General features: G+C 49.5%; 16 protein-coding genes. 14 read left to right on the forward strand and 2 right to left on the reverse strand.

Going from position 1 to position 24,543, the window contains the following annotated elements; all coding sequences use genetic code 11:
• Positions 1–143 precede the first annotated feature (143 nt).
• The 7 genes from J7J49_RS06625 (at position 144) to J7J49_RS06655 (ending at position 11,365) form a co-directional block, all read left to right on the forward strand.
• Entirely contained in the window at positions 144–2,483 is a 2,340-nt protein-coding gene (locus J7J49_RS06625; RefSeq protein ID WP_215091184.1) for a DUF4214 domain-containing protein, read from the forward strand.
• A gap of 157 nt (positions 2,484–2,640) precedes the next feature.
• Positions 2,641–4,395 carry a type I secretion system permease/ATPase gene (locus tag J7J49_RS06630; protein ID WP_215091186.1) on the forward strand — a complete coding sequence of 585 codons (1,755 nt, stop codon included), beginning with the start codon at positions 2,641–2,643 and terminating at the stop codon, positions 4,393–4,395.
• A gap of 1 nt (position 4,396) precedes the next feature.
• Entirely contained in the window at positions 4,397–5,776 is a 1,380-nt protein-coding gene (locus tag J7J49_RS06635; RefSeq protein WP_215091188.1) for an HlyD family type I secretion periplasmic adaptor subunit, read from the forward strand.
• Positions 5,776–7,227, forward strand: a complete 1,452-nt coding sequence (locus J7J49_RS06640; protein ID WP_215091190.1) for a TolC family outer membrane protein — start codon at positions 5,776–5,778, stop codon at positions 7,225–7,227. Before J7J49_RS06635 ends, J7J49_RS06640 begins: the two co-directional genes overlap by 1 nt.
• 57 nt (positions 7,228–7,284) lie before the next feature.
• Entirely contained in the window at positions 7,285–8,613 is a 1,329-nt protein-coding gene (locus J7J49_RS06645; protein ID WP_215091192.1) for an undecaprenyl-phosphate glucose phosphotransferase, read from the forward strand.
• 148 nt (positions 8,614–8,761) lie between these two features.
• Positions 8,762–10,201 carry a mannose-1-phosphate guanylyltransferase/mannose-6-phosphate isomerase gene (locus J7J49_RS06650; RefSeq protein ID WP_215091194.1) on the forward strand — a complete coding sequence of 480 codons (1,440 nt, stop codon included), beginning with the start codon at positions 8,762–8,764 and terminating at the stop codon, positions 10,199–10,201.
• Positions 10,202–10,249: 48 nt separating this feature from the next.
• On the forward strand, positions 10,250–11,365 hold the full coding sequence (locus J7J49_RS06655) for a glycosyltransferase family 4 protein (RefSeq protein ID WP_215091196.1): 1,116 nt from the start codon (positions 10,250–10,252) through the stop codon (positions 11,363–11,365).
• On the opposite strand, the gene J7J49_RS06660 is transcribed toward J7J49_RS06655, so the two are convergent.
• Entirely contained in the window at positions 11,362–12,357 is a 996-nt protein-coding gene (locus J7J49_RS06660; protein ID WP_215091198.1) for a hypothetical protein, read from the reverse strand. The genes J7J49_RS06655 and J7J49_RS06660 overlap by 4 nt on opposite strands.
• A 27-nt stretch (positions 12,358–12,384) precedes the next feature.
• Positions 12,385–13,803 carry an MBOAT family O-acyltransferase gene (locus J7J49_RS06665; protein ID WP_215091200.1) on the reverse strand — a complete coding sequence of 473 codons (1,419 nt, stop codon included), beginning with the start codon at positions 13,801–13,803 and terminating at the stop codon, positions 12,385–12,387.
• 295 nt (positions 13,804–14,098) lie between these two features.
• On the opposite strand from J7J49_RS06665, the gene J7J49_RS06670 reads away from it, so the two are divergent.
• From J7J49_RS06670 to gmd, 7 genes are all read left to right on the forward strand, one after another.
• The gene (locus J7J49_RS06670; RefSeq protein WP_215091202.1) at positions 14,099–16,027 is read left to right on the forward strand and encodes a hypothetical protein; all 1,929 of its coding nucleotides are present in this window, start codon (positions 14,099–14,101) and stop codon (positions 16,025–16,027) included.
• Positions 16,024–17,013 carry a glycosyltransferase family 2 protein gene (locus J7J49_RS06675; RefSeq protein WP_215091204.1) on the forward strand — a complete coding sequence of 330 codons (990 nt, stop codon included), beginning with the start codon at positions 16,024–16,026 and terminating at the stop codon, positions 17,011–17,013. Before J7J49_RS06670 ends, J7J49_RS06675 begins: the two co-directional genes overlap by 4 nt.
• On the forward strand, positions 17,003–17,410 hold the full coding sequence (locus tag J7J49_RS06680; protein WP_215091206.1) for a GtrA family protein: 408 nt from the start codon (positions 17,003–17,005) through the stop codon (positions 17,408–17,410). The genes J7J49_RS06675 and J7J49_RS06680 overlap by 11 nt, the downstream gene beginning before the upstream one ends.
• A gap of 392 nt (positions 17,411–17,802) precedes the next feature.
• Positions 17,803–18,597, forward strand: a complete 795-nt coding sequence (locus J7J49_RS06685; protein WP_215091209.1) for an ABC transporter permease — start codon at positions 17,803–17,805, stop codon at positions 18,595–18,597.
• Positions 18,594–19,871: an ABC transporter ATP-binding protein gene (locus tag J7J49_RS06690; RefSeq protein ID WP_215091211.1), complete on the forward strand. Its 1,278-nt coding sequence runs from the start codon at positions 18,594–18,596 to the stop codon at positions 19,869–19,871. Before J7J49_RS06685 ends, J7J49_RS06690 begins: the two co-directional genes overlap by 4 nt.
• Entirely contained in the window at positions 19,871–23,374 is a 3,504-nt protein-coding gene (locus J7J49_RS06695; protein WP_215091213.1) for a glycosyltransferase, read from the forward strand. The genes J7J49_RS06690 and J7J49_RS06695 overlap by 1 nt, the downstream gene beginning before the upstream one ends.
• A 130-nt stretch (positions 23,375–23,504) precedes the next feature.
• Positions 23,505–24,536, forward strand: a complete 1,032-nt coding sequence (gene gmd, locus J7J49_RS06700) for a GDP-mannose 4,6-dehydratase (protein WP_215091215.1) — start codon at positions 23,505–23,507, stop codon at positions 24,534–24,536.
• Positions 24,537–24,543 lie beyond the last annotated feature (7 nt).

Here is a 24,543-nt window from a genome sequence, read left to right on the forward strand (position 1 = left end):
TTGTATTTTTATGATATTTGGAAGGCAGAGTGATTTCCGCCAATGCTTAAATGCTTTTTCTTTAAAGCGTCATGCGTTTGCAATGGTTGGGTGCGTACTCTCACGTTTGCCTGTTTTTTCCACTGATTAACAAGGGAACCGCCATGAGTAATTTTCAGCTTCAACTCCTGCATGCAGCCGATATGGAAGGGGGCGGTGGAGACCTGCTAAACGCACCCAACTTCATTTCTATCGTGGATCATTTGGAAGATCAGTATGCCAATTCTCTATTTGTGAGCTCTGGCGATCTAGTATTGCCAGGGCCCTATTTGAACGCTGCTGCTGATTCAAGCCTGCAAGCGGCCTTTCAAACAGCGGTTGAAGAGATTTATGGGCTGGAAGCCGGTTCCATGAATGGCATCACGGCGGCCTCTGGGCGCGTTGAGACTCTATTGATGGATCTTGTCGACGTAGCGGCCGTAACATTGGGCAATCATGAGTTTGATTTAGGCACTGGGCTTATCGAAGCAATGATTGCTTCAGTCGTGAGCGGCGACTCCGCGACCGATATTGAATGGCTAGGCTCGCAATTTCCTTATATCTCAGCCAACTTGGATTTTTCAGGTGACGCCGCGTTAAGTGAGTTGGCGACCAATGAGTTGTTAAACCAAGACGCTTTTCAAGCTACCTTGCAGGAGCTGCTGGCGGGCGCCAACAAACCTAAGCTAGCTCCAGCAGTGATTGCCGAGCGTGGCGGCGAGAAAATCGGCATTATCGGTGTCACGACACAAATCCTGGAAAGTATTTCTTCACCAGGGGATGTTGACGTGCTGACTGGTGGCAGCAACGATATGCAGGCCCTGGCCGATCTTATTCAGCCGGTCATTGATGACCTAGAGGCGCAAGGTGTCAATAAAATCATCCTGAGTTCGCACCTTCAGCAAATTCAGTTTGAAGAAGAGCTTGCCACGCTGTTGGATGGGGTCGATATCGTCATTGCGGGCGGTTCCAATAGTTTACTGGCAGACCAAGAAGATCAAGACCGCGGTTTGTTCCCTGGTGCGGGCGAGCCCTACGACACTTACCCCATTGTTACCCAGGACGCTTCAGGTAACGATGTAGTCATAGTAAATACCGACGGCGGCTGGCGCTATGTTGCCGAGCTAGTGGTGGAGTTTGACGAACAGGGGCGGGTTATTGTCGATTCAATTGACGAGAATACCTCTGGCGTTTACGCCTCTACTGACGAGCAAGTGGAAGCGCTATGGGGCGACCTGGCAAATGCCTTTGCCGAAGGCACTAAAGGCAATATTGCTAATGATTTAGTCAGCGCAGTGGGTGAGTTTGTTGCTGAACAAGACGGCAATATTCTGGGTTTGACCGATGTTTATTTGGTCGGTGAGCGGGAAGCTGTGCGCACCGAAGAAACTAATCTGGGTAACCTAACGGCCGATGCCAACCTCTGGTACGCCCGGCAACTTGACGAAGACGTCATGGTGTCGTTTAAAAACGGTGGTGGTATCCGCGAACCCATTGGAAATGTCGTAGTGGAGGGGAGCGACAGCGAGCCTAATTATCACGCACCAAGTGCTAACCCCGCTATCGGTAAGCCCGAAGGTGGCGTATCCCAGCTAGATGCAGCCTCAGCGTTGCGTTTCAATAATGATCTGACCATCCTTAGCGTCACACGTGGCACGCTGCTGAATATTCTAGAGCATGCAGTAGCGGCATCAGCGCCGGGTGTTACTGCCGGTCAGTTTGCCCAGGTGGGCGGTATTCAATACAGCTTTGATGTAAGCCAGCCTGCCGGCGAGCGCATCCAAAATGCGGTGATTGTGAATGAAGATGGGAGCGCAAACGATGTGCTGGTCGCCAATGGCCGTTTGGTAGGTGATGGAGAAGAGAGTGTTAAGGTCGTTACATTAGGCTTTTTAGCTGATGGTGGTGATGGCTACCCGCTGGAAGAAGGCAGCTATCAAGACCGCGTAGATCTTATGGACGCGTTCTTAGATGATGGCCAGTTTACCTTCGCTGACAATGGCACAGAGCAAGATGCCTTCGCTGAATACATGGCCAGCATGTTCAGCGAAACCCCGTTCAGCGAAGCAGAAACCCCTGCCAGCGAAGATCTCCGCATTCAAAATCTTGACGAGCGCAGCGATGCTGTCTTCAGTGCGCCTGTCGACCCACTATTGCGCCTTTACGATGCGGCCTTTGATCGCACAGCGGATGGAAAAGGGTTGGGGTATTGGGTGGAAATTAGCGAGGCGGTTAGTTTAGGTGATATTGCCAATAGCTTTATTGCGTCTACTGAGTTTTCTGGTCAATACGGGAATCTAGAAAACGATGCTTTTGTTGAACTAATGTACTCAAATGTGCTCGAAAGAACGTCTGATTCGGCAGGCAAAGAATATTGGCTGAACGAGTTGGATAATGGTGTCGAGCGAGGCACAGTAATGATTGGTTTTACAGAGTCAGATGAGAGTATGATGCTGTTTGGTTAACAATTTATTTGCCTACCTTGGGTTGGGGGTTAGATAAGCTCGATCCCCAGCTTGGCAGTTTTTACTCTCATAACGCCCCTACCCTAGGCAGGGGCGTTTCTGTTATGCTGCCGCGATAATCTTCGCGTGACTTCTTTGATTCAACGGTGATCCCTCCATGGCAAAGCAACAGGAAGCAACGGATCTGCAGCGAGCATTAAGCGCTTGTAAGGGTTCGTTTGTATCGGTGGGCTTTTTTAGCATGTTCGTCAATTTGCTGATGCTAGTTCCCCCCATGTATATGCTCCAGGTGTACGACCGCGTACTCACCACGCAAAGTCTTGATACCCTCATAATGTTGACGCTCGTCGTCGTATTTCTATTTATGGTGATGGGAGGGCTTGAACTGGTACGTTCGAGAATGTTGGTGAGGATTGGCAACCGCCTAGATACCACTATTAACCAGCGTCTCTATAGCGCCATGTTCCGTCGAAGCATAATGTCTCCCGGCAGCCAAAGTGCCCAACCACTTAATGATCTGACCAGCTTGCGGCAATTCCTTACAGGAAATGGCCTGTTTGCCTTTTTTGACGCCCCCTGGGTGCCGGTTTACCTAGGTATTCTGTTTGTTTTCCATCCTTGGCTCGGGGTGTTTGCTACCTGTGCGGGTATTATTTTATTTGCGCTAGCAGTTGCTAATGAGAAGTCTACTAAGTCATTGCTTGCTGAAGCGAATAATGAGCAGATACAAGCGCAAAACCTAGCCAACTCTAATTTACGTAACGCCGAAGTACTGCATGCCATGGGTATGCTGCCTGGCATTATGGGGCGCTGGTCGAAGCGTCATCACGAATTCCTAGCTAAGCAGTCGCAAGCGAGCGACCGAGCAGGTGCGTTAACGAATACATCTAAAGTGATGCGCTTGTTGTTCCAGTCATTAATTCTTGGTCTAGGTGCGCTCTTAGTACTCAGGGGCGAAATGACTCCCGGCATGATGATCGCCGGCTCTATCCTTATGGGGCGTGCGCTGGCGCCTATTGATCAAATGATAGGTGGCTGGAAAGGCTTTGTATCGGCGCGTGGTGCCTATGGCCGATTAAACGAGCTGCTAACACAAATTCCAGACGAACAACCCCACATGTCGCTGCCTGCGCCTCAAGGTATTGTTGATATCGAAAACGTAGCTGCTGCTCCTCCAGGTACGCGTATGGCCACCATCCGAGGCATTAATTTTAGTGTCGCTAAAGGTGAGCATGTTGGCATTATCGGTCCTAGTGCGGCAGGTAAATCAACGCTTGCCCGTGTGCTGTTAGGAATATGGCCCACACAGGTAGGCGATGTGAGGCTTGATGGCGGGGCAATTAATCAATATAACCGTGACGAACTAGGCCCCTATCTTGGTTATTTACCTCAAGATATCGAATTGTTTGATGGCAGCATCAGCGAAAACATTGCCCGGTTTGGGAGTGTCAATCCAGAGAAAGTCGTAACAGCCGCCAAAAAGGCAGGCGTACATGAAATGGTATTGGAACTGTCAGACGGGTACGACACAATCATTGCATCAAATAGCGGTGCGCTCTCTGGTGGGCAGCGTCAGCGCTTAGGATTAGCACGAGCCTTATACGGTAACCCAGTGTTAGTAGTGTTGGACGAACCAAATGCTAATCTTGATGACGCTGGTGAACGAGCACTAAGCCAAGCCATTGCTCAATTAAAAGCAGAAGGTACAACGCTATTTGTAATAAGCCATCGCACTAGCGTATTAAAAACAATGGACAAGCTTTTGGTGATGAAAGAAGGCCAAGTAAGCATGTTTGGTCCTCGTGACCAAGTGCTTGCCCAGTTTGCTAAAAAGCCACGCCCTCAAGTAGGCCAACAGAGTTCAGCTCGCCTCTCCGCCATTTCAGGTGGTCGTGGTAGTGAGGAATCGTAATATGAGCAACCGCAATGATCATCTCCCAGCCAAACAAGAAATCGATGTAACACCAAAAGGTTCCGCCACTATTGATGGCGAGGCGCAAGAAAAGCTCCCAACCAGTGATAAAGGCTATCGTAAGCTCGGTTACGCTATTTTGATCATAGCACTGGGTGGATTTGTATTATGGTCTGTAACCGCGTCATTGGCGGTGGCTGTGGTAGCCCCCGGCAACGTGTCTATGGAGTCTTTTAAACGCACGGTTCAGCATCTGGAAGGCGGTATTGTTAAAGAGCTATTAGTGCAGGATGGCGATAAAGTAGAAGCAGGACAGCCGCTGGTTATACTGAGCGACACTCAAGTGCGCTCGCAGTTGGAAATTGCCCAATCCCAATACTATATCAATCGTGCTATGGAAGTGCGGCTACTCGCTGAACAGCAAGGAGCCGAGTCGCTCGATATGCCAGAAGAGCTAATGTCGGTAGATGATGAAAGAATTCAGCAGGTAACAGCCGTTCAACAAAGCTTGTTCCACGCGCGTCGCCAGTCGTTGCAAGGTACCTTGAACGCGATGGATCAGCAGATCATCCAAATGCAGGAGCAGATTGAAGGTCTAGAGGCGCGAGAACGAGTCAATAACCAGCGTATTAGTTCATTGCGGTCAGAAGCAGAAGACTTTCGTTCGCTGTACCGCGAAGGGCTAGGCGACAACCAACGGCTGCGTGAACTAGAACGACAAATGCTGCAATACCAAGGCGATAATGCGGAGTTCCAATCTAATATTGCTCAATTACGTTCGCAAATTAGCGAAAACCGTATGCAAAAAGAGATTACTCAGCAGGAGTTTCAGGCTGAAGTAGGTGAGCAACTACGCAGTGCTCAAGCGCAAATAGCAGAAGCGGAGGAGAAAATCACCTCGTTGACCGACCAAGTAAATCGCACCGTGGTGAGTGCCCCTGTTTCAGGCACCGTTGTTGGCCGCCAGGTGCATACTATTGGCGCGGTAGTTCGCCCAGGTGACCCCATTATGGAAGTCGTGCCTTCTGATGATGGTTTTGTGGTAGAAGCTCGTGTGCCGAATCGCGATATCGATAACCTGTTCATAGGTCAGCTTGCTGAAATTCGGTTTTCCGCCTTTAATCAGCGTTTAACTAATATAATCGATGGTGAAATTATTCACATTAGCGCCGACAGTTTCGAAGATGAGGCGACCGGTCAGCGGTACTACAAAACGCGTATTCGGGTAACTGACGAAGGAAAAGAAGATATGACTGAGCAAATGCACCTGCTTTCGGGGATGCCTGCTGAAGTCATGATTCGTACCGGTGAGCGGACTTTTGCTAGTTACATCGCCAAACCGGTTACTGACATGCTATCGCGCGCTATCCGGGAGGATTAATGACACGGACGCCACGTTTTGCCATAAGTGTGCTTGCACTTACTATTACGCTATTAAGTCAATCTGCATTAGCACAGAATGATGTGCCTGCTGACCAGCAAGCCCTTAGCGAACTAGAGGCGCTTGCCAATAGTGAGTCAACGTCCCAAGCGCTACCCTCATTGCCTGATCTCTTTTCCAGGGCTCTACGCCATGATGCAGATTTGTCGCGCCAGCGCTACGAGCTTGATGCCACCCGGGAAGAAGTGCCGATGGCGCGCTCGCAACTACTGCCACAAGTTAGTGCCTCAGGAGGTTATTTATGGCAGGACTCATCGAATTCTCAAACGGTTGATGAGTTGAATTTGACAGGGGATGCGCCGCGCCCTGCTGAAATCGATGAAACCTATTACCAGGTTCAGCTTCAGCAACCTCTGTTTAGCCTCGAACGTTGGCGTAAGATGGATGTTGCTAACGCTCAGGTAAGTGCTGCCGAATTACAGCTTGCCGTCGTTGAGCAAGAATTGGCGTTGCAGGTCAGCGAAGCCTATATAAAAGCTTATTTAGCCTCCCAGCGTTTAGGGCTCTTAGAATCTCAACAAGCCTCTCTTGAACTACAGGTACGCCAAGCGAGTCGTGCATTTGATCTGGGCGTTGGTAACCGGGTCGACTTGCTTGAAGCCCAATCAAGATACGATCAAGCAGTATCCGATGCGGTTGAAGCTGAAAATGAGTTAGACAATGCGCTTAGCCAGCTAGAGCGTATGACCGGTGTCACGCCTCGGTTTGAAGGTACTGCGCCCGGAGAGTTGACCTCCGTCACCCTTAATGGCGATATAGGTAGTCCTGATGAGTGGATATCACGCACCGGACAAAATCTAAAAGTATTGCTTGCCCAAGAAGAACAGCATGTTACGCAAGAGAATACTAGCGTTAGACGCTCCGGTTATTATCCTGAAGTAAACTTAACACTTAGTTATTCTGATAGACAAAGTGAAGATTATCTTCGTGAAAGCGAAGACTACCGCGCCAATGTAGAGGTTAGTGTGCCAATCTATCGGGGTGGTTATACTAACGCCAGTGTTCGTCAAGGCGAAAAACGTATCGAAGCGGGCCAAGCTGCTTTGGACAATGAGCGCAACCTCGCTATCCAAGAGGTTCGCCAGCGGATCAGAGCGTTAAGTGGAGGCGAGCGCCGCCTCGAAGCATTGAACCAAGCCATTTCCTCTAGCCAGTTATTTTTAGAAGCTGCAGAAAAAGGCGAACAATTGGGGTTGCGAGACTTGGTGGATGTGCTAGATGCCCGAGCAAGCCTCTATGACCAGCGTATACAGTATGTAGATACCGTCGGCAACTACGCTTTGGATATGTTATCTCTCCATGGCGCAGTGGGAAGCTTAGAGAGCGACGACTTAAACCGCATTATGGCGTTATTGGCTTCGTTGTCCACGTCATCGCAGGTAGCGCAGTAGTCAACAACTATGGCCGTTATAAAAACAAGTCAAGGTAGCGAGTGGTTGCGACGAGCTATGCGTTGTTTCGACGCGGGTATAGCCACGCTAGTCGCTTTATTTGCTCTATGGCTAATGCCTGATATCGCCCCAGATGGCAACGACTATCTTTTCTTAATACTTATTGGCAGCCTACTGCTACCCGCAGTAGGTGAGCTACTTGGACTTTACCAACCATGGCGTGGGCGTAGTCTTTACACTATGCTCGGTATTTATCTTGCTACCTGGATCGCCACCATAGGTCTGCTTAGCCTACTACTGGTAGCTATACAAGGAACACAGAGTTTTTCCCGATTGTGGATGGGTGTTTCTGCATTATCGGTGTTAGCAGTAGGCAGTATTATGCGTGCTTTGTTATACGGATATTTAAGACGCCTGCGAGCTCAGGGACACAATTTAAAACGTGTGCTCCTGATAGGTAAAAAAGAAAATATTGCCTTGTTAGAAAAAAAAATCATTGAAACGCCCCACGCAGGTTACGTGGTGGTAGGGCATTATGTGGATGAAGATGATGCTACATTTTTTCATAGAATGGCTGTTTTCGCTAAAAAAAATATATTTCAGCGTAACTTTGACGAAATATGGTTAGGCTACCCCTTGGTTCAAGGCAACCGTGTGCGTCACTTGATGCGCTTGCTTGCTGGAATTCCTTCTAGTATCCGTTTTTTTCCTGATCTGCCGGATATACGCTTTCTGAATCATCGTATTGCGCAGGTGGCAGGTCTTTACTCATTAGAGCTAAATTATACGCCTCTCAATGGGCCCATGCGCCTAATTAAAGCCTTGGAAGATCGTGTGCTAGGGCTAGCACTTTTCGTATTTTTTGTTCCTGTAATGTTAGTTGTGGCCATCGCGATCAAGTTGAGTATGGGTAGCCCAATACTTTTTAAGCAAGAGCGTCATGGTCTGGATGGTAAGCGTTTCAGGATTTACAAATTTAGAACAATGCTTTTACATGACAGTGGCCAAACCAAACAGGCATCACATTGCGATGAGCGGGTAACACCGCTGGGGCGTTTTCTGCGACGTACTAGCTTGGATGAGTTACCCCAATTATATAACGTGCTTCAAGGTCGTATGTCGCTGGTTGGGCCGAGGCCTCATGCCATGGATCATAACGACCACTATAAAGATCATATTGATATCTATATGCAACGGCACCGTGTAAAGCCTGGAATGACAGGTTGGGCTCAAGTAAATGGCCTGCGAGGCATTACCGATGATGTAAAGCTTATGGAGAAGCGTGTAGAGTACGATCTATATTATATCGAACGATGGTCGCTAGGTTTTGACTTGAAAATACTGACGATGACGTTAACCAAGGGTTTTGTTAACGGTCAGCCTTAATAAATAAGAGTGTTATTATTACTGCTTGCGTTGGTTGGATAGTTAATAAATGAACCAGTGCTTAATGGTAGCTAAGTAATAATTAAGTAGTAAAATTTTAAGGTGGGATAGCGAAAGCTAATTAGATAGCTTATCTCAAGGAGGATATATGATTTTACCCGTAATTTTGTCAGGTGGGTCAGGTTCACGTCTATGGCCAGTATCTCGCGAGCATTACCCTAAGCAATTTTTGAATCTACATAAAGACGATGTCAGTTTGCTGCAAGAGGCCGCGCTGCGTCTGCAGGATGTCGCCAATGCAGGCGACCCTATTATTGTATGCAATGAAGAGCACCGCTTTTTAGTAGCCGAACAAATGCAGCAGATCGGCTTCAAAGACAGCCAAATTATACTAGAGCCTTGCGGTAGGAACACTGCACCTGCATTGGCGATTGCCGCGTTAGCCGCAATCGAAGTGAACGTAGAAGCCGAATTGTTGGTAATGCCTGCTGACCACGTTATTAAAGATGCCAAGGCATTTGCAAGTGCGGTAGAAAAGGGGCAAACACTTAGTCAAAAAGGCAAACTAGTGACGTTTGGTATCACACCTGCTTCACCCCACACAGGTTACGGCTATATAAAGCAAGGTTCAGCGCTGAGTGAAGGTTTTTCCGTTGAAGCATTTGTCGAGAAGCCTGATTTAACTGCGGCTGAAAGCTATATAAAAAGCGGTGAATACCTCTGGAATAGTGGCATATTTTTGTTTAAAGCAAGCAGCTACTTAGATGCGTTAAAACAATATGCGCCTGATATTTTGACGTGCTGCGAAGCTGCCTACCAAGCGCGCACTGAGGACATGGATTTTTTGCGTATAGAAGAGGCATCGTTTGTGCAGTGCAGAAGCGAGTCCATTGACTATGCAGTGATGGAGCATACTAAACAGGCTGCCGTTGTCCCCATGTCACCTGGTTGGAGCGACATCGGTGCCTGGGATGCGCTTCACGAACTGCGTTCCAGTGAAGACAAAAAAAGCGGTAATGTTGTCCATGGCGACGTGATGCTGCATGAAACTCGTGACAGCTTAGTTTATAGCGACTCTCGTCTAGTCGCGGCGGTAGGCGTTAAAGACCTGATCATCGTCGAAACCGATGACGCAGTCTTAGTAGCCGACCGCCATCAAGCCCAAGACACCAAGCTAATTGTTAATGCTCTAAAAACAGCAGGTCGTAAAGAGTTCCAGTCGCATCAGCAGGTTTACCGCCCATGGGGGCATTACCGCACCATGGTATTAACGGATAGCTTCCAAGTTAAAGAAATAGTCGTTAACCCAGGTGGCAAGCTATCTTTGCAAATGCACCACCATCGCGCGGAGCATTGGGTAGTTGTGCAAGGCACCGCGCAGGTTACCCAGGGCGAAGGTCATGGTGATATATCGAAGCTGCGTAGCTTTTTGCTGTCAGAAGATGAGTCAACCTATATCCCACTAGGGACTGTGCACCGCCTTGAAAACCCAGGTGTGATCCCTCTCAAGCTAATTGAAGTGCAAACTGGCTCTTACCTTGGGGAAGACGACATCGTCCGTTATAACGACAAATACGGCCGAGAATAAGTGCAGGCGAGAAAAGAACGTGGTTACAAATAGGAGCAAAATGCTGTAATGAAAGTCGCCATTGTCCACGACTGGCTGACCACCTGGGCGGGCGCCGAAAAAGCGCTGGCTGAGTTGCTCAACTGCTTCCCTCAGGCTGAAATATTTACTACCGTTAATTTTCTTGAAGAGGGGGCTATACCTGCACTTAATCGTCATGTGATTCACACCAGTTTTATTCAGCGCATGCCCTGGGCACGAACACGCTATAGGCAGTATTTGCCGCTGATGCCATTAGCGGTAGAGCAATTCGATCTCAAAGGTTTCGACCTGATTCTGTCTAGTAGTCATGCGGTAGCAAAAGGCGTGATCTCTGATCCCGGTGCCGTTCATATCTGTTATTGCTACAGTCCCATGCGTTACGCCTGGGACATGCAGCACCAGTACTTGCGCCAGTCAGGAAAAGAGAAGGGTGTGATGAGCTGGTTAATGCGTTGGCAGCTACATCGGCTACGCCAGTGGGATTACATTAGCGCGCAGCGTGTCGACCACTTTATCGCTATTTCAAACTATATAAAGCGGCGTATTGAAACGTGTTACCGACGCGAAGCCGAGGTGATTTATCCACCGGTGGATGTGAATAAATTTTGTTATGACCGGCCCAGAGAAAAATTTTACCTAACCGCCTCGCGAATGGTGCCCTATAAGCGGATTGATCTAGTGATAGAAGCCTTCAATAAGATGCCTGACAAGCAGCTTATCGTTATTGGTGATGGCCCCGATTATGCCAAGTTGGCCCTATTGGCGGGCCCGAATGTGACGCTAATGGGGTATCAGTCTGACAAGGTATTAATTGACCACCTAGAGCGCACTCAGGCGTTTATATTTATGGCAGAAGAAGACTTTGGTATTCTGCCGGTAGAAGCACAGGCAGCAGGTGCGCCTGTGATTGGTTATGGTGTTGGTGGTTTGGCAGAAACAATACTGAACAACGTCTCGGGCTTATGGATTGGAGATCAGAGCAGCAGCGCACTCGTTGAAGGTGTCGAGCAATTTGAGATTCATATGCACCAGAATGAAACGACCTTCTCGCCTGAAGTATGTAGAAAAAATGCAGAGCGGTTTACCACAGCGAACTTCACTAAAGCTATTCAGTCACTGGTTAAAAAGTACTTTCCTAACTAGCGAGTAGTTAGACCTTGATAATACTGTTTGCACTGTTCCATGGGCTGGTTGCCCAGCCAGTCAACTATCTGTTTGGTGTAGTCTAGGCGTGCCTCATTCACCAAGTGAAAATTAGTGTCAAAAAAGGCATTGGCATCACGCATAGCCTCTGTAGGCCTACCTAGCCAAAAAAGCCCCTCTGAAGTGGCCTTAAAAGGTAGTGTTTCATAAAAATCTGCTTCAGTAGGCGACGCCACATAGCTTGGTTTGAACAACAAGGGGGGAGGCAGGAACACTGGACACGCCCCCCTTGCAAGCAGTTCATCGCGGAAGCGACGAAGACGCACCCAATCAAAACTACCCTCTCGCAATGCCTTGCCGTAAGTTTCAGCAGGCAAAGAGTTTAAAAAATTCCAATGCCGCTCTTCACGCAGCGCTCTATCGGTACCTATTTGATCGCCATGCTCATCCTGGTGCTGAACACCATAATCACCGCTTACGGTGAATCCTTCTGGGAGCCCACGATAGCCTTCTAAAATGCGGCTAAAGGATGTCTTGGCAAATACTTCAAGAGCGCGCTTGAGGGGTAGCTGTAAAAAGGTTCTAGGGTAGCTGTTTGCCCAGTGTATCAGCGAACTTGAAACCGCTTCTTTTCGGTTATACAGCGGATATTCAAGCGGCAAAAGCACTAAGTCTCCTGACTGAATAATATGCTCAGCGCTATTTAATATAACGGGTAGAGAGATGCCAGCATTGACGCCGAGATTAACAGCAGGGCGACCATAGGTTTCTTCCAGGTAGGTACTGTTAATCCCGAACATGGCTCCAGAGCCAGCCAACACTACGATTTTGGGAGAAAGCAACTCATTAGCAATTTTCTGCTTATAGCTGATCGATTGAATAATCCACTCATTATTAGGGTGCGGTCGCCCCAATTGTCCAGCCCAAAAAACTACCCATAATATGAGAATGACTAAACCACCTGCAGCCATTCCTGTTAAAAAACGTACCATATCAAGTTCCTTCAGAATGGCGCAAAACTAAAAATTGAAATAAAGAAAAGCCTGGCTAGGAAGGTCTAGCATTGCTTTCATGACCACTAAAAATACCCCGCCAACGACTGCACCCTGCCAAAAAAAGTGGCGTGGTTGGTTCAGCCGCTTTGCTAACGCCATGCTATTTGGCATTACTAGCACGATGAGCGTTGCCAAGAGTATTAATAGCCCTGGCGAGCGTAATGACATGATCCCTTGGTTTAGGTTGTTAACGAGCTCACCAAGGCCCCCCCACTGCCATACTGTTAGACCTGAATAGAGTGACCATGTGTGCTCAAGGCTGGTTGCTCGGAAGGGCACCCAGGCCAGCATCACAGCAAAAAAGGTTAAACACCAGCCAGCAGTTTTGGGCATACGGAATAGGCTAAATTGCCGCCACACAACCATTACTGCCAATAAAGCCCCATGCAAACCACCCCACAACAAAAACTGCCAGCCGGCACCATGCCAAAGACCGCCTAGCAGCATGGTTGTTAATAATGCAAATAAGTGGCGGGGTAAGCCGTGTTTGCTTCCCCCCAGGGGGACATACAAGTAGTCGCGAAGAAAATTCGATAGCGTCATATGCCAGCGCCGCCAAAATGCTTGAATGTCGCTTGCCTGATAGGGTGACGCAAAATTTTCAGGCAGCTTTATGCCGAACAACAGTGCTAAGCCAATGGCCATATCTGCATAGCCTGAAAAATCAAAATAGAGCTGTAAACCATATGACCAGCCCGCCATAAGCGTATCACCAGCGACGTAGGAGTCCGCCGGCGAGCTATAAATGCGATCCACATAGGGCGCCAGATTATCAGCAACCATCAGCTTTTTAGCCAGCCCAAGTGCTAGTAACAGCAAACCACAACGCACAGCTGAAGAACTTGGCCGCTGTAAATACGCTAACTGAGGGGCTAAATCGCGGTAATGAACAATAGGGCCCGCAATAAGCTGCGGGAAAAAGCTAACAAATACACCGTAAAGCGATAGCGGCCCTCGATGAACGACCTTCTGCCTCACATCCACCAAAAAAGCGATCTGCTGAAAGGTAAAAAAAGAGATCCCCAGTGGCAGCACCAGCGGGCTAAACGATTGAGGTGGGAGGTCGGCTAGTGAAAGAAAAAAGATTGAATACTTAAACCAGCCCAGCATCGCTAGGTTAAAACCAACACCCATCCATAACCAAGCCCGGCTTGGTCTGCATACGTAACCAGCCAGCCAATAGTTGACGACAATGCTGCCCGCTAAAAGTGGCAATAGCGTGATATCCCATGCGCCATAGAAGAAAAACGACGCCAGCCCCAGCCAGCCCAATATAGACCAACTAGGCAATAGGCGCTGTTGGGCATAGGTTGTTAGTACCCAAAAAACCAACCAAACGATGGGTAGGAACAGCAACAGAAATTCAGGTGTGCTAAAAACCATGCCAAAGGCACTCACTCAACGGCGGGTTAAATCGCAAGAGCATACCACAGCCGCTAGGCACTGAGAGCTCAGATAGGAAATCGCCATGTGTTGAGGTTGAACGTTCTAGTGAGGCTGACCTTCGTGTATAGTTGCACGCTATTGGCATCAGAAAAATACTTCAACTTCGATAATTAACCAGCCGTGTTCAACCATTGAATCTACATATTAAAGGCTAGATTGGTGTGGCCTTAGTTGTATTTGACGGTATCCGTCGATGTGTGGATGAAGCACAGGGATGCTCTTTGGAGAGAAAATGAGTCGACCATTCTGGCTTGCCGGTTTGACGAGTGGATATGGTACTGGTGCGGTGTTGGCCTTACTACTTATTATTCAGTTATTTCACTTTACGGCGGGCTATCGGCTGACCGATGACGATGCCATGTTCCTGCAGTATGCGTGGCGTGGTTGTGGGCATGTTTGGGAAGCCGCCCGTGGGTTTGCTTACCTGACAGGGCGTGTCGGGCAATTTTTCATGACACCGTTAAATGCTTTTGGGGCTTACTGGGCCGACAATGGGATTGCCCGAGTGCTAATGGTGTTGAGCTATTTTGGGGTAATGGTTTTATTCGCCTGCTATGCCAGTAGGCTACTAGCTGCCGGTGCATGGCGCGTTACAGCTTTTATCCTGCTGAGCATGCTATCGCTTCACCCTTTGGCATACGAACATATGCCGCCCAATGCATATCCATTGCAGAATACCGTACCCTTCTTGCTTGTATTAGCTATACGCCTATGGTTATGGAATCGCAATCAAGTCGCAATGCCATTATTAGTAGGTCTATATGCAGTACAAAGTATAGCGATGCTGTTTAGTGAATATGTAATTCTTTTTGCTACAGCACTGATGGCAGTAGAGCATTTAAACAATGCAGCTTCACCAAAAGAGGCTCAGCACAAGCTTTTCGGGGTGCCGGTACGTTACTCGAGGCTCTTGGCTGATGTGCTTCTGGTCGTATTTGTGTTGTCAGTTTATTTATTGTTTCAAACAGCGTTTCCCTCCCAGTATGAAGGGAATACCATTGATGCATTACCCGATGCAAGACGCTTCCTGTTAACTTCCGTTTATCATGTTTTATCTGGACTAGCCTTCTATAGATTGTCTCTGTCAGACATGGCAACGGCGACTTGGGCCGCAGCGTCGCTGGTGTCCTTAATAACGTTTGCCATTGCTTGGTATCTGCTTGCTCACCTTCCGTTTATGGGGCGAAAAAAGGCGCTAATAACTATATTGGTAACAGTTTTTATCATGCTTTATATGGCTTTCCCTTTAGCGGCGACCTCACGTCAGCAGGAGTTATGTCTTGAGTTAAATAGCTGCGGATATTTAGATAGTCGTTCATCGTTTTTAGGGGTCGGTGTGCTGCTCTATTGCATTGCCGGATTGTTGTTGACAAGATCATCGAAGCGTACCATCGCTCCAATCCTAGCAACGTTGCTAGCTGTGATGGCTGGGCTAAATCATGTATCAAACCAGCGTGTTGCCAATGATATGTTGAAACGCTCTATGCCGTGGAAGGCTGCGAGTGAGCTGGCTTGTGAGATGCCCTCTGGAGCAGTTGTTCGTTCAGAGCTCCAAAGTATGATCGACCCCCATGAGTTGATATCATTTCACCCTTATGTTGATCCTCAGGTTTACTGGTTAGAGTATATGAACCATTTGCGCTCATCAGGACACTGTGGCGCTGCTCTAGCGGTGGATCAGGCGATGCTACGCGATCCTTTTCATCTGCCTATTTCGGATCCTGGGTTCATATCAGTGGGTGATTTACGAGGAATTGGCGCTGAAGCGCTAGGGGAAGGGTGGTCCCAAATTGAATCTTGGGGGGTCTGGAGCGATGAAGCCTCATCAAGTCTAATATTGGATCTTGCTGATCCAGCGCTAGCAAACGTTTCAGCATTAGAGATTTTATTCAATATATATTTAGGGCCTTCCGTTAGCGAGCAACAAGTAGATGTCTGGATAGATGACGAATGGCAGCAAAACTGGACCTTCTCAGAAGAGAACTCTAAGGATTGCTGCCGCCGCCGCATTCAGCTATCGGATCATGTTGGGCAACAAGAAGTCGAAGTACGTTTGAGTTATGAGCACCAAAGGAACTTTGAGCATCCAAACGAAAGCAGTGATCCTCGGCCGTTAGCCTTGGGGCTAAGGTTGTTGGAATTAGTGGAGCAGAAAGAATGATTCGGAAATCAATGGATGATGAGACAAGTACCTCAGCGATTATAGAGAAGAAAATTTCCTTAGTCGTGCCTGCATTCAATGAAGAAGCCTCGATACCCTTGTTTATAGAGGCGTTTATGTTGGCACGCAAGGAATGGGCATTTGATAGCCACGTCATTATTGTTGACGATGGGTCGAGTGATGGCAGCCTGACGTTACTGAGACAGTATGCGAACGAGCTCGAGTGTGTTCACTATATTGCTTTCTCGCGTAATTTCGGAAAGGAAGCTGCGTTATCTGCAGGGATTGATCACGCATCCGGTCATGGTGTGGTTTTGATGGATGTAGATCTCCAGCACCCGTTATCAACAATTCCTAAGTTTGTAGAAGTTTGGCATGATCAAGGCATAGATATAGTCTATGGCGTGCGTGACGAGTCAAATCAAGAAACCCCATTGAAGCGGTGGACTTCACGGCAGTTTTATCGCTTCTTTAATAAGATGGCTCATACTCGTTTGCCAGAAGGAGGTGGCGACTTTCGGCTGTTGGATAAGCGCGTAGTAGAGGTGTTGAAGCGCCTGCCTGAGCGTAACCGTTTTATGAAGGGGCTTTATGCCTGGGTTGGGTTCCGTACTCAGGCGCTAACCTATGAGCAGCCTCTCCGAGTGGCTGGAGATACCCGTTTCAATTACTGGAAACTATGGAATTTCGCGCTAGACGGTATTGTTAGCTTTTCTACATGGCCTTTGCGGGTATGGTCATACATAGGCGTTGGCGTTGCGCTGATTTCTTTCCTTTATGGTGGCTATATCGTGCTGCGTACTCTCATGTTTGGGGCTGATGTTCCAGGCTATGCCTCCTTAGCAGCAGGGGTTATGTTTTTAGGGGGCATGCAGCTGATGTCCATCGGTATTATTGGTGAGTACCTGGGGCGATTGTTCATCGAAACCAAAGATCGGCCCTTATATATCGTGGCTGAGTCTGAGGTGCCCGATAATGAAAACTGAATGGAAACGCCCTGAAATTTACCGCCTAGTAAACCAGCTATTCCGTTTTGGTATAGTAGGGGGCTTAGCGACATTAGTTCACCTAACCGTGGCGTGGTGGGTGCTACAAGTATGGTCCGAGGGATCACCTTTCTTGGTCAACCTCGTCGCCTTTCTGGTAGCTTTTCAGGTCTCGTTCTGGGGGCATTCTCGCTACACATTCCGTCAGAAAGGAAGCCCGTGGCGCTTCCTCGTAGTAACAGTAGGCGGCTTTGTTATCAACAACAGCCTACTGTGGGTCTTCCTTGCGATAGGGGTTCGCTCGGCCTTTGCCGCCATTTGCCTTTCAGTATTACTGGTACCGTTATTTGTGTTTATGGCGTCGCGCTTTTGGGTGTTCTCGTCAGCTTCAAAATAAACCGAATGTCCAGAAAAGTGAGTATTCTAATAAAATAGCCGTATTGTCGATACTGCCATTTTTTCGAGTCCCTATGGCTACGCGAAATCAGCATCACCTAGACTGGTAGGGGCAAAATATACCCCATAGATATTCGCCTTAGTTTTCTACTGCCATAAGCAACCGCTAGCCTGTGAGTCACACCACTGACTCCGTCCGCGGCGCCTGTCTAAGTGCATGCCAAGCTTCACACCTTCGCTTTTTCCAAGTAGCAGGCTCCGCAAGATAAGCAAGCAGGGGGGAACTTACCCCACTCCGCGCTGCCAGTAACGGTGGTGTCACATAACCGCTTGGCTTACCATACTCACCCTTTGAATCAACGATGGCTCACAACGCGTAAAAAAGGTAACGGAATGCTGGAATCCCTAAAAGGGGCATGGCGCTATCGCCAGTTTATTGCCACATCGATTCGCCACGAACTGGTGACACGTTTTGCGCGTAGCCGAATAGGCGGTGCCTGGATGATAATTCACCCGCTTTCAATGGTACTTATTTACGCGCTAATTCTCTCTGCTGTCCTGTCTGCCAAACTACCTGGTATCGAAAGCCAATATGCCTACGCCATTTACCTAACGGCGGGGATGCTCGGCTGGAGCCTGTTTAGCGAGATACTTAACCGCTGTCTAGGTGTGTTTATTGAAAACGCCAACCTAATGAAAAAACTCGTGTTTCCCAAAATCGCGCTGCCGGTGATCATTACGGGGTCATGTTTGATCAATAACCTTGCCTTATTTGTAGTGATCTTGGTCGTGTTTGCCGTGCTGGGCCACTTTACCCCCGGTACTCTGCTATGGGTGCCAGTACTTACTGGCATTACCGTACTGCTGGCGTTAGGTTTAGGATTAATGTTGGGCATTTTAAACGTCTTTATTCGCGATATCGGCCAACTGATGCCTATTGTGCTGCAGTTTCTTTTTTGGTTTACCCCGGTGGTATATCCCGCTGAAATTGTTCCGCCTTCACTTCAGGCAGTCTTGGCTTTTAACCCCCTCTTTCACTTGGTAGGTGCTTATCACAACGTATTGGCCTATGGTCAGGCACCTCCACTCATTGCCCTGGTGGGGCTAACGGTACTGGGCGCTGGGTTAGTGTTTTTCAGCGCACTGCTGTTTCGAAAAGCCAGCCCGGAAATGGTGGATGCACTATGAACCACACCACCAACGTAACCCCTAAGCCGTTATTGGAAGTACGTGAACTAGGCAAAGCTTATCGCCGATACCGCAATGAGCTAATGCGTGTCGTTAGCTGGTTCAGCCCTGTTCAGCCCCATGATGAAACGTGGATACTGCGTGATATCAATTTTGATGTTGCTCAAGGAGAAGCCGTTGGCATCGTGGGGCAAAATGGCGCGGGTAAAAGCACGCTGCTTAAGATGATTACCGGTACGCTGCGCCCCTCTGAGGGATATATACGTACTCATGGCCGCGTAGCCGCTATTTTAGAGCTGGGCATGGGCTTTAATGGCGAGCTAACCGGCAGGCAAAATGTGCTGCACTCGGCTGGGTTGATGGGTTTCACCCACGCCCAAGTAGACGCCGCGATGGGCGATATAGAAGCCTTTGCGGAAATAGGCGAGTACTTCGACCAGCCCATGCGGGTTTACTCAAGTGGCATGCAAATGCGCGTTGCCTTCTCAGTAGCTACTGCCTTCCGCCCTGAAATTCTGATCGTTGATGAGGCGCTGTCAGTTGGCGATGCCTATTTCCAGCACAAAAGTTTTGACCGCATTCGCGAGTTCCAGCGCCAAGGCACCTCGCTGTTGATTGTTTCCCATGACAAGGCGGCCATCCAGAGCCTGTGTGACCGCGCTATATTGCTAGAGCAGGGGAGGGTGCTGCAGGATGGCATGCCTCAAGACATCATGGATTACTATAACGCCATTATTGCCAAAAAAGAGAACGATAAGGTAGAAATTACCCCTCTGGACAGCGGGCAAATTCAAACCCGCTCAGGTACAGGTGAAGCCAGTATCAGACAGATAAGTCTGCACGCTACCAATGGCAATCCCCTGGATGTTGTCGATGTTGGCCAGGAAGTCGAACTGCGTATTACCGTTGCCATTCGCGCTGACTTGCCAGAATTGGTGATAGGCTACAAGCTTAAAGACCGAGTTGGCCAGGATGTGTTTGGTACCAATACTTGGCACACTCATCAAGTCGAACAGCAGCTGAGCGCTGGCGAAACGCTCACCTACCGCATGCGCTTCAACGCTAATCTCGGGCCCGGTAGTTATTCGGTGTCACTTTCCCTACACAGCAGCGACACCCATTTAACCCATAACTATCAATGGGTAGATCACGCGCTGGTGTTCCAAATGGTCAACATGGAAAAAGACTTCTTTTTGGGCAGCAGTTGGATCATGCCCACCATTGAGTGTGAGCGGCAAGCCGCGATAAGTTCAGAATCTAACGAGTCAGTTTAATGGATTTTTATACCCGTTTTACCAACCACTTTCGCGGCGAAAAAGACGCCATTAAAGAACGCTTAACAGTGTATATGCCACTGCTGGCTCCCATTATGGCCCGCTACCCCGAAGCACTGGTGGTAGACCTAGGCTCAGGCCGTGGCGAGTGGCTGGAGCTAATGCAAGAAAACGGCTGGCCCGCTAAAGGCATTGATACCAACGAAAGCATGGCCCAGGCGTGTAATGCAAGCGGCTTGCACGTGGAAGTGAACGACGCGTTAACGGCTTTGCAGCAAACTGAAAACAACACACTGGCGGCGGTAACCGGCTTTCACATTGCCGAGCATATCCCTTTTGACAGCTTGGTCACGTTGATTCAAGAAGTGCAGCGTGCGCTGGTGCCAGGTGGCGTGCTAATTCTCGAAACTCCCAACCCCGAAAACCTAACCGTTGGGCTGTGGAGCTTCTACCTTGACCCCACCCATCTACACCCGCTACCGCCGCCGCTGCTGCACTTTGTGGCTACTGACAGCGGCTACGCTAAAGCCAATATTTTGCGTATCAATGGCCCTCAACCACCAGAAGAGAATGCACCGCTGCGCCATTACCTGGATTGGGTGGTATCAGCTTATCCGGACTACGCACTGATCGCACACAAGCACGCCGATGAAGCCAGCGCACCTTGGTTTGACTATCTGGATAAACTAACTGAAACACAGCAAGGCACACTAGAAACCCTGGCCGCTAAAATCGAAGAGCAAACCGAGCAGTTAACGCGATGCCAACAACAATTGGCCAGTAGAGAAGCGCAGTACGCGCAAATCACTCAAGAAAAGCAGCTACTAGAGCAACACAATGGTCATTTGGAACACCACCTTAACAGCGTGCTCCAGAGTCGCTCATGGCGAATAACTTTGCCGCTACGGCAAGTAATGGGTTGGAAGCGGGGAACCGCCCAGTCTTTCGGGAAACTGCTACGCCGACTTGCGCAAATACCTTGGCTAAAAAGGCTGGCACTTAAAGTGCTTAACCGCTTTCCTGCTCTGAAAATGCGAGTTTTAAAGCGCATGGCCGCAAGCGACGGCTTATTTAGCCGAGCGGGGCAGCTTCGCGAAGAGGATTTTCAAAACATGGATGGCGACGTAACCGCCGCCGTTCGCCATGAAGCGCTAACGCTCCGCGATACGCCGTTAGCCGACCAGTCAGCAGCGCCAAAAGGCATTCGCCTAGAAGGTCATATAAATGGTAGCTATAGCCTCGCCGCGGTAAACCGCCACTTACTAAACCGTCTTCATGCCAGTGAGTATGCTCCATTACTGTGGTTAGTCCCCCATGAAGGCAGCGTAGAGCTCAAAGTGCGCAGCACCCCTGGTGGCGAACAAGAAATCGCTCGGTTAAATGCGCTAACTGACGCCTCTTCATGGCAGGCGTTGGCGCCGGAGCAGCGCATAGCGCTTTATCACCACTATCCGCTAATTAAGCCTGATCCGAGCCTTGGACTGCCTGTTGCACTATTCTTCTGGGAAGAGTCCTGGGTGCCAAGCGACATGATTGACACTCTGAACCAGCACTACGCCGGGGTAATCGTCACCGCTTGGTTCGTGAAGAAAGTGTTGATGGACAGTGGCTGTAAACTGCCTATTCACGTAATTGCGCTGCCGCTGGTAGCTAATCCGCATGCTGCCCAGAGCAGTGCAAGTGATCTTGCACGTGTCGCTCAGCAGCAAACCGTTAATTTGCTCCATGTATCGTCAGCCTTTCCGCGTAAAGGCGTAGACGTGCTGCTGCAAGCCTTTGAGCAGCTTGCATCTCAAGATCCTCAGCTGACACTAACCTTAAAAACTTTCCCTAATCCCCACAACCAAGTAGATGTGTGGGTAGAGCAATATGTCAGCGAGCAGCACCGTGATCGCCTGCGTATCATTATGGAAGACTTTGACGCCGCCCAAATGGCCGCGCTCTACCAAGCGGCCGATATCGTGGTGCTCCCATCCCGGGGCGAAGGCCTCAACATGCCTGCGATTGAAGCGGGAGAGTTCTCCCGTCTGCTGGTCGTCACCGGCTACGGTGCTCATACCGATTTTGCCCCGGCCCAATGCTCTAGTTGGATAAACTACTGTTTTGACCATGCTCAATCACACTTTAGCGCAGGCCAAGCAGTATGGGCAGAGCCTAGTGTGGCAAGCGTTGTAGAGCAGGTGCAGCAATACGTACAAACACTACGCCACGGCGGCGAAAGGGCCTCAGGGCACGCCAGCGAGCTGCACAATGCCATGCAGGCACGCTTTTTCTCGCCCTCTGCAGTGGATTCCGTGTTGGGTGCCCTCGGTCGCCTGCAGGCGGCAGTCCGGCAGCCCCAGCCGCCGCTTTCATTAAGCCTGTACTCAAGTTGGGATGAGCCCTGCGGCATTGCTCAATATAGCGCCCACTTGGTCAGCGCCCTGGGAGAAATCGATCCTGCTTTTGCCTGCGATATTTCTGCCCCGCAGTTTAGTAAAGGTCGGCAGCCAAAACCAAGCGAACAGGAAGGTCAGATACATGTAAGCCGTAATTGGCAGCGTGGCCAAAGCCCTACGCTTTTAAGCGCAGCTGGCAGCGTAGTATGGCTACAGCACCACTTCGCTTTTTATGAGCTGGATGGTGCATTACAAAAACAAGTACAGCAATGTCGTCGCCAGGGCCAGCGGGTATATATTACCTTGCACACTACTCGCCCAGTGATCGACTTCGACATCGCGCGCCGTCGCACAGTGGCCGCTACTTTGGGGGCCTTTGACCGCGTGTTTGTCCATACCCTAGATGATCTAAACTATCTAAAGCGTATTGGCCTAACCGACAATGTTACCCAGCTACCCCAGGGGGTAGACGCCTGCCAATACGCTCCGGCTTCTGCAGGCGGACAGATGCCTATTATTGGTAGCTTCGGTTTCCTGCTACCTCATAAAGGTGTAAATACGCTAATTGAAGCTTTCGCTGCTCTGCGTAAGCAGCAGGCGGTGCCGGAAGGTGCCACCTTGCGCTTGGTAACCTCGGTGCGTGATGAGCCCAGCTCACAAGAGGAGTTAGCTCGCTGCCAGCGTACTGCCCAACGCTTGGGCATAGAAAACCACATTGAGTGGGTTACCGACTTCCTGCCGTTGGAAGAGGCCCAGCGCTACCTGGCAGAGTGCAGCGCAGTGGTACTGCCGTACCAGTACACTCAGGAGTCCAGCAGTGCCGCTGTACGTACAGCAGTGGCGGCGTGCCCCAATATCCTCACTACGCCTGCGCCGATCTTTGACGAAGTAAAAGACATCGTATGGCAAACTAGAGGTTTCGACAGTCATGATATCGCCGAAGGTATTGCCCGCGTGTTGAACGCACCAGACCCCCAGAGTGACGAGCGCCATCAAGCCCGTAAACAGTGGCTAGCCCAGCGCGACTGGTTAACGCTCGCAAGCCGCTACCATGGCTTGCTTAGCGCAGCCCTGGTGGATCAAGCGCTGGTTCAAACGGCTGAGTTAAATCAGGTTGACACCTAAAGTTAGCCCGCCACAATACTTAACGCTCTCGGCTGCCACAGGGGCAGCCAGCATTCCAAATGCGTTAGCCATGCGCTGATTATGAAAAGCTGGCTATGAAAAAACTTACTATGAAGAAAGGAACTGCGTCATGAACGCGATCGTGACAGGAATAACGGGCCAGGACGGCGCTTACCTTGCTGAACTACTGCTTGAAAAAGGCTATACCGTTTACGGTACCTACCGCCGTACCAGCTCGGTCAACTTTTGGCGCATCGAAGAACTGGGTATAGAAAACCACCCAAACCTGCATCTGGTGGAGTATGACCTTACCGATTTATCTTCCAGCATTCGCTTGGTGCAGCAGTGCAAGCCGAAAGAAATTTATAACCTCGCTGCGCAAAGTTTTGTGGGCGTCTCGTTTGATCAGCCTGTAACGACGGCGGAAATAACTGGGTTAGGGGTGGTAAATCTGCTGGAGGCGATCCGTATTGTAGATAGCTCAATTCGCTTTTATCAGGCTTCCACGTCCGAAATGTTCGGCAAGGTACAGCAGGTACCCCAAACTGAAGCCACTTCTTTCTATCCTCGCAGCCCCTACGGTGTGGCGAAGCTTTATGCTCACTGGATGACGATTAACTACCGCGAGTCGTACGGTATATTTGCCACCAGCGGCATCCTGTTTAATCACGAATCCCCCTTGCGTGGGCGTGAGTTTGTGACCCGCAAGATTACCGATGGCGTAGCGCGAATTAAGCTTGGCAAGCAAACTCATTTGGCTCTTGGCAACCTGGATGCCAAGCGAGACTGGGGGTTCGCCAAAGAGTACGTAGAAGGTATGTGGCGCATGCTGCAAACTGACATTCCTGAAACCTACGTGCTAGCTACCAACCGTACTGAAACCGTACGCGACTTTGTTACCCTGGCATTTAAGGCAGCAAATATTGAGTTGCGCTGGGAAGGGCAAGCCGAACAAGAAACCGCCACTGATGTCGCCACCGGTGATGTCGTGGTAGTGATTGACCCCCAATTTTATCGCCCGGCAGAAGTAGAACTGCTTATTGGCAACCCCGCCAAGGCCATCCGCGAGCTAGGCTGGCAACCGAAAACCAGCCTAGAGACACTATGTAAGATGATGGTAGAGGCGGATCTGGAGCGGGTTAAAAGTGGCTCCGGAGCATAAATTGTCT

This window comes from Halomonas sp. ISL-56, from assembly GCF_018612805.1.
In the GTDB taxonomy this organism is placed as follows: domain Bacteria; phylum Pseudomonadota; class Gammaproteobacteria; order Pseudomonadales; family Halomonadaceae; genus Vreelandella.

What these genes read in the sequence shown, in the direction of transcription:
- J7J49_RS06625 (WP_215091184.1), top strand. Translation starts at nt 144, where the DNA reads ATGAGTAATTTTCAGCTTCAACTCCTGCATGCAGCCGATATGGAAGGG.
- J7J49_RS06630 (WP_215091186.1), top strand. Translation starts at nt 2,641, where the DNA reads ATGGCAAAGCAACAGGAAGCAACGGATCTGCAGCGAGCATTAAGCGCT.
- J7J49_RS06635 (WP_215091188.1), top strand. Translation starts at nt 4,397, where the DNA reads ATGAGCAACCGCAATGATCATCTCCCAGCCAAACAAGAAATCGATGTA.
- J7J49_RS06640 (WP_215091190.1), top strand. Translation starts at nt 5,776, where the DNA reads ATGACACGGACGCCACGTTTTGCCATAAGTGTGCTTGCACTTACTATT.
- J7J49_RS06645 (WP_215091192.1), top strand. Translation starts at nt 7,285, where the DNA reads ATGCGTTGTTTCGACGCGGGTATAGCCACGCTAGTCGCTTTATTTGCT.
- J7J49_RS06650 (WP_215091194.1), top strand. Translation starts at nt 8,762, where the DNA reads ATGATTTTACCCGTAATTTTGTCAGGTGGGTCAGGTTCACGTCTATGG.
- J7J49_RS06655 (WP_215091196.1), top strand. Translation starts at nt 10,250, where the DNA reads ATGAAAGTCGCCATTGTCCACGACTGGCTGACCACCTGGGCGGGCGCC.
- J7J49_RS06660 (WP_215091198.1), bottom strand. Translation starts at nt 12,357, where the DNA reads ATGGTACGTTTTTTAACAGGAATGGCTGCAGGTGGTTTAGTCATTCTC.
- J7J49_RS06665 (WP_215091200.1), bottom strand. Translation starts at nt 13,803, where the DNA reads ATGGTTTTTAGCACACCTGAATTTCTGTTGCTGTTCCTACCCATCGTT.
- J7J49_RS06670 (WP_215091202.1), top strand. Translation starts at nt 14,099, where the DNA reads ATGAGTCGACCATTCTGGCTTGCCGGTTTGACGAGTGGATATGGTACT.
- J7J49_RS06675 (WP_215091204.1), top strand. Translation starts at nt 16,024, where the DNA reads ATGATTCGGAAATCAATGGATGATGAGACAAGTACCTCAGCGATTATA.
- J7J49_RS06680 (WP_215091206.1), top strand. Translation starts at nt 17,003, where the DNA reads ATGAAAACTGAATGGAAACGCCCTGAAATTTACCGCCTAGTAAACCAG.
- J7J49_RS06685 (WP_215091209.1), top strand. Translation starts at nt 17,803, where the DNA reads ATGCTGGAATCCCTAAAAGGGGCATGGCGCTATCGCCAGTTTATTGCC.
- J7J49_RS06690 (WP_215091211.1), top strand. Translation starts at nt 18,594, where the DNA reads ATGAACCACACCACCAACGTAACCCCTAAGCCGTTATTGGAAGTACGT.
- J7J49_RS06695 (WP_215091213.1), top strand. Translation starts at nt 19,871, where the DNA reads ATGGATTTTTATACCCGTTTTACCAACCACTTTCGCGGCGAAAAAGAC.
- gmd (WP_215091215.1), top strand. Translation starts at nt 23,505, where the DNA reads ATGAACGCGATCGTGACAGGAATAACGGGCCAGGACGGCGCTTACCTT.